The organism is Frankia canadensis (assembly GCF_900197875.1).
In the GTDB taxonomy this organism is placed as follows: Bacteria; Actinomycetota; Actinomycetes; order Frankiales; family Frankiaceae; genus Frankia; species Frankia canadensis.
In genome coordinates this window covers 1-4,217 of the sequence record NZ_FZMO01000298.1, presented here as the reverse complement: position 1 = coordinate 4,217, position 4,217 = coordinate 1, and the positions used below count along the sequence as shown (strand labels likewise).

The window sequence follows — 4,217 nt, the reverse complement described above, 5'->3', positions numbered from 1 at the left end:
GCAGACCCGCTCTCCTTCGGCGACGATCAGGACGTCACCGGGCACTAGGTCGCGGACGGTGTTCCTCGGGGACCGACCGGCCCTCGGCGCCACGCACGCGCGTCTGGAGACGGTGCTCGAACGCGGGCTGCCGGCCGCCGCGGGCGGTTCCGGGCCCGCTCCGTGCGTCGTCGCCGACCTGACCGACGATCCCGGCCCCTGGCTGACCCGGCTGCTGCTGGCGGTCAACGCCGCCCACCTCGCCGTGATCGTCGATGCTGGGCACCCCGCCGCCCGCACGCGCCGGGGTGGCGCGCCAGGAACGGACGAGTTCGCCCCGCTGGCCGCGAAATGGGCGCGCACCCCCGAGCGCGACCAGGTGGTCGCGACGCCTGACGGCCAGCGGGCGCTGCTGACGTTCACCGCGGTGGACCCGGCGACGCTCGACCCCGCCGGCCGGCTTGCCCGCTGGCTGCTCGATCGCGCCCACGGCCGGCTCGGCAACGTCTGGCGCGACGGCCTGATCCGGATCACCCGGGATGGCACCGGCCAGGCGCCGTCCCAGCGCGAGGCGATGGCCGCCGTGCACGCCGCCGCTCCCGATCCCGACCTCCTCACCGCGCGCCTCGCCGACCTGCCCCGGCATGCCCTGGCCGCCACACTGCGCGCCGCGGCCGACAGCCTCGGCGGTGGCCGGGACGGGTGAGCGGCGACGCCGCCGGGCAGCCTGTACGAGCGGGGGCGGGCTGCCCGTCCTGGCTGGTCATGGCATCCGCGGGTGACGGCGTCCGGGCACCGCGTTCCGCCCGGCGGGTCATGGCGTCCGGGCAGGTCACGGAGCCATGTCACGTTTCCCCGGACGGGGCCGTCCTTCCTCTCGACGGGTCGCCCGACGCGGCCCGGCCGGCCGCGGTGACAGGCCCGGCCGTTCGGAAGGAGCAGACACATGACACAGCGATTGGACCTGGCGAAGCTCGCGCCCGCGGGCTACAAGGCGATGATGGGCCTGGAGACCTACATCCACGCACATGTCGACGCGACGGTGCTGGAACTGGTCAAACTGCGGGCGTCGATCCTCAACGGCTGCTCGTACTGCGTCGACATGCACAGCCGGGACGCGCTGGCGGCCGGCGAGTCGAGCCGGCGGCTGTTCGCGGTCGGCGCGTGGCGGGAGGGGCCGTTCTTCGACGAGCGGGAGCGCGCCGCCCTCGCCCTGACCGACGAGGCCACCCGGCTCGGCCCGGACGGCGTCAGCGACGACACCTGGGCCCAGGTCACCAAGCACTGGTCGGACAAGGAGGCCGCAGACCTGCTGTTCGCCATCGCGACGATCAACGCCTGGAACCGACTCGCCATCCCCGCCCGCACGAGCCCACCCCTGGACGTCTGAGGCCGGCCGGGCGGACGTTGGTCCGCCGCCGATCCCGGTACGCCGCGGCGTCCGGAGCGCCGTGGCATACCGGGAGCGCCGTGGCGCCCTGTTCGCGTCAGCGGCGCAGCATCCGGTCGAGCAGATCGGCGAGGAAGGTCGCCTGGCGGTGCAGCAGGTGCCGGTCGAGCTTGTCGAGCTGGTCGCCCGGGCCGACCTGGAGCAGGTAAGCCGGACCGCTGAGGAAGGCCACCGTGGGTAGCCCGAGCCGGTAGGGAAAGGTGCCCTCGCCGTACAGTCCGTCCTCGTACGGCGGCATCAGCGCGATCCGGTCGAGCCCGTGCGCGCGCGCCGCCGCCCACGCGAGTCCGCGCAGGGCGTCGCTGTTACCGACCGCGACGACGGCCGGCTCGCTACGCCCGCGCGGTCCGTAGGGCATCGTGCCGTCCTGGTCGTCCCAGGCCAGGGCGCCGAGATGCTCGGCGACGAGGGCGGCGTTGATCGACGCGAGCAGGCTCGGCCGCGCGCGCAGGAAGGCGTCCGTTTTGATCGTCGCCGAGTCCGCGGCCATGTGGGCCGGGGCGAACAGGAACAGCGCGTCGCGGCCGCCGGGCGGGGGCGGGTGGCGGGCGAGGCGCTCGGCGAGCGCGAGCAGCACGGGCCCGCCGTTCTCCTCGACCGCGTTCTGGCCGTCGGTGTGGGTGGCGACCAGCACCGTGTCGCCGTCACCACCAACGACACCGCCACCACCAACGACACCGCCTCCACCAACGACACCGCCTCCACCGGTGGCACCGGCGTGGCTCGCGGGCTGGCGGGCCAGGAGGTAGTCGACGTCGGTGCCGTCGCGCTGGGCGGTGAGCATGACGGTCGCCTGGACGGGCCCGGCCGCGAGCAGCGCGCGCAGGTGGGCGCCCTGGTCGCGGTCCACGTGCAGGGTGGGCAGGCCGGCGTGAGCCTGCTGGTGCGGGGTGTACTGGCCGGCGGCGAGCGCGGCGGGCAGGTCGAGGATCTCGATCATGGCGATGGCGCCGCGCCGGCGGGCGAGTGTGAGGTCGGGCTGGGGCGGCGCGCCGAGCCATACCCGCGTGTAGTCCTCGGTCGCGAACCGGGCGCGGGCGTTCGGCGGCGCGACGTCGAGGGCGAGCCCCGCGAGGACGTCGGCCCTCAGCCGGGCGATGCCGCCGTCGGCGAGCACGATCGCGCCGGCCACCGCGGGCCGGGCCCGGTAGTCCTCCTCCGCACCGGCGCCGACGTCCACCACCGGGCCGGTGACGCCCCGGCTCGACGTCTCCCCCGAGCAGGGGCGGTAGGCGGCGACGGGCACCACCGTCGTCGCGCCGCGGGCGTCGACGATCCGCAGCGCCCAGGTCCGGGCGAGCCAGCGGTCCAGCGGGACCCGCTGCCGGCTGACCGCGAGCCCCAGGTCACGCAGCCGGGTGTCGAGATCGTCGATGTGGCGGCGGTGCGCCGGCGAGCCGGGCAGCCTGGGGCCGAACGCCGCCATCCGCTCGACCCACTCCCACAGGACGTCCGGTCCGACCAGGCTGTCATCCGGATCACCAGAATCACCCGGATCGCCAGGATTGCCCCTGTCCCCGCGAGTCGCCTGTCCCTCGTCACCCTGACTGACCCCACCCGCCGCCGCAGTGGCCTTCCGCCCCGCGCTGTCGCTGCCGAGCCCCGCCGCCAGAGCCGCGACGAGTCCGCCCGCGGCCCATCGACCCGCGCGCCCAGGCCCGGTGGCGCCGACACACGCGAAGCCGCCGAGCCGCCACAGCAGACCCCGCCGGCTCGGCCCGCCCGCACCCGCGTCGCCGGTGCCGCTCACCGTCGCGTCCCCGTCGCACCGTCGCGACCGACGCCGCGCCCCCGCACCCCCACACCGGCAGCGTGACACAGTGCACCCGATCCATCACTTCATACCGGAGCGCCGCCCGACCGGGCGCGACCACGCCACCAAAGCGCACCCACCGGACGGCCGACGCCGCGCCTACCACCACGACCCGAGCAGGTCAGGGACGGCACGCCCACACCGTGAGGGAGATCCACGACGAAAGCCGCCACACGCGCCGTCCACCCGCGCCTACCCTGAACCCGGCCTTCTACTACGAGCCGTAGAAGTGGAGCTGGAGCCCTATGACCGGGAAACGTAGCGCGCAGGCCGCGCCCTTCAGGGCGGGGTTAGCGCATCAGCTCCGGCGTCAGGATGACAGCGGCATGATGTATTCTTTCGGGTATGGGGAATCGGGTGGTGAAGCGGGCGTACCGCTACCGCTTCTACCCGACCCCGGAACAGGCCGAGCAGCTCGCGAAAACGTTCGGTTGTGTTCGCTACGTGTACAACCGGGCGTTGGCCGAACGGCACCGGGCCTGGTTCCAGGAACAGCGACGGGTCACCCACGCCGAAACCGACAGGATGCTCACGTGCTGGAAGCGGAATCCGGAAACGGCGTGGCTTGCCGAACCGTCGAAAGGCCCGTTGCAGGCCACCCTGCGGAACCTTCAGACCGCCTATGTGAACTTCTGGCAGAAACGCGCGAAGTACCCGACCTTCAAAAAGAAGGGAAAGACCACCGACTCGGCAACCTAATTCCGGAACTGTTTCACCTTCCGGAACGGTCAGATCACCCTGGCGAAACAGTGCGCGCCGCTTCGGATCGTCTGGTCGCGTCCGCTCCCCGACGGTGCCGATCCGTCGCAGGTGACGGTGTCCCGGAACCCGCGCGGCCAGTACCACATGTCGATCCTGGTCGAGGAGGCCATCCCCACCCTGCCGGCGTCGTCGGGCCGGGTGGGAATCGATGCGGGCATCACGTCGCTGGTCACCCTGTCGACCGGGGAGAAGATCCCGAACCCGAGACACGAG

3 protein-coding genes and 1 pseudogene are annotated in these 4,217 nt (G+C 73.3%); 3 read left to right on the top strand and 1 reads right to left on the bottom strand.

What is annotated here, in order from left to right; translation table 11 throughout:
• A pseudogene (locus C1A33_RS21145) lies at nt 1–685 on the top strand (bis-aminopropyl spermidine synthase family protein); the annotation flags it as partial.
• A gap of 240 nt (nt 686–925) precedes the next feature.
• Complete coding sequence (locus C1A33_RS21140) at nt 926–1,369, top strand: carboxymuconolactone decarboxylase family protein (protein WP_101833152.1); 444 nt, start codon at nt 926–928, stop codon at nt 1,367–1,369.
• Nucleotides 1,370–1,466: 97 nt separating this feature from the next.
• Here the strand turns inward: C1A33_RS21140 and C1A33_RS21135 are convergent, their stop codons facing one another.
• The gene (locus tag C1A33_RS21135; protein WP_101833151.1) at nt 1,467–3,179 is read right to left on the bottom strand and encodes a hypothetical protein; all 1,713 of its coding nucleotides are present in this window, start codon (nt 3,177–3,179) and stop codon (nt 1,467–1,469) included.
• 423 nt (nt 3,180–3,602) lie between these two features.
• Between C1A33_RS21135 and C1A33_RS38415 the strand changes: the two genes are divergently transcribed.
• On the top strand, nt 3,603–3,941 hold the full coding sequence (locus tag C1A33_RS38415; protein ID WP_243407782.1) for an RNA-guided endonuclease InsQ/TnpB family protein: 339 nt from the start codon (nt 3,603–3,605) through the stop codon (nt 3,939–3,941).
• The last annotated feature ends 276 nt before the right edge of the window (nt 3,942–4,217 follow it).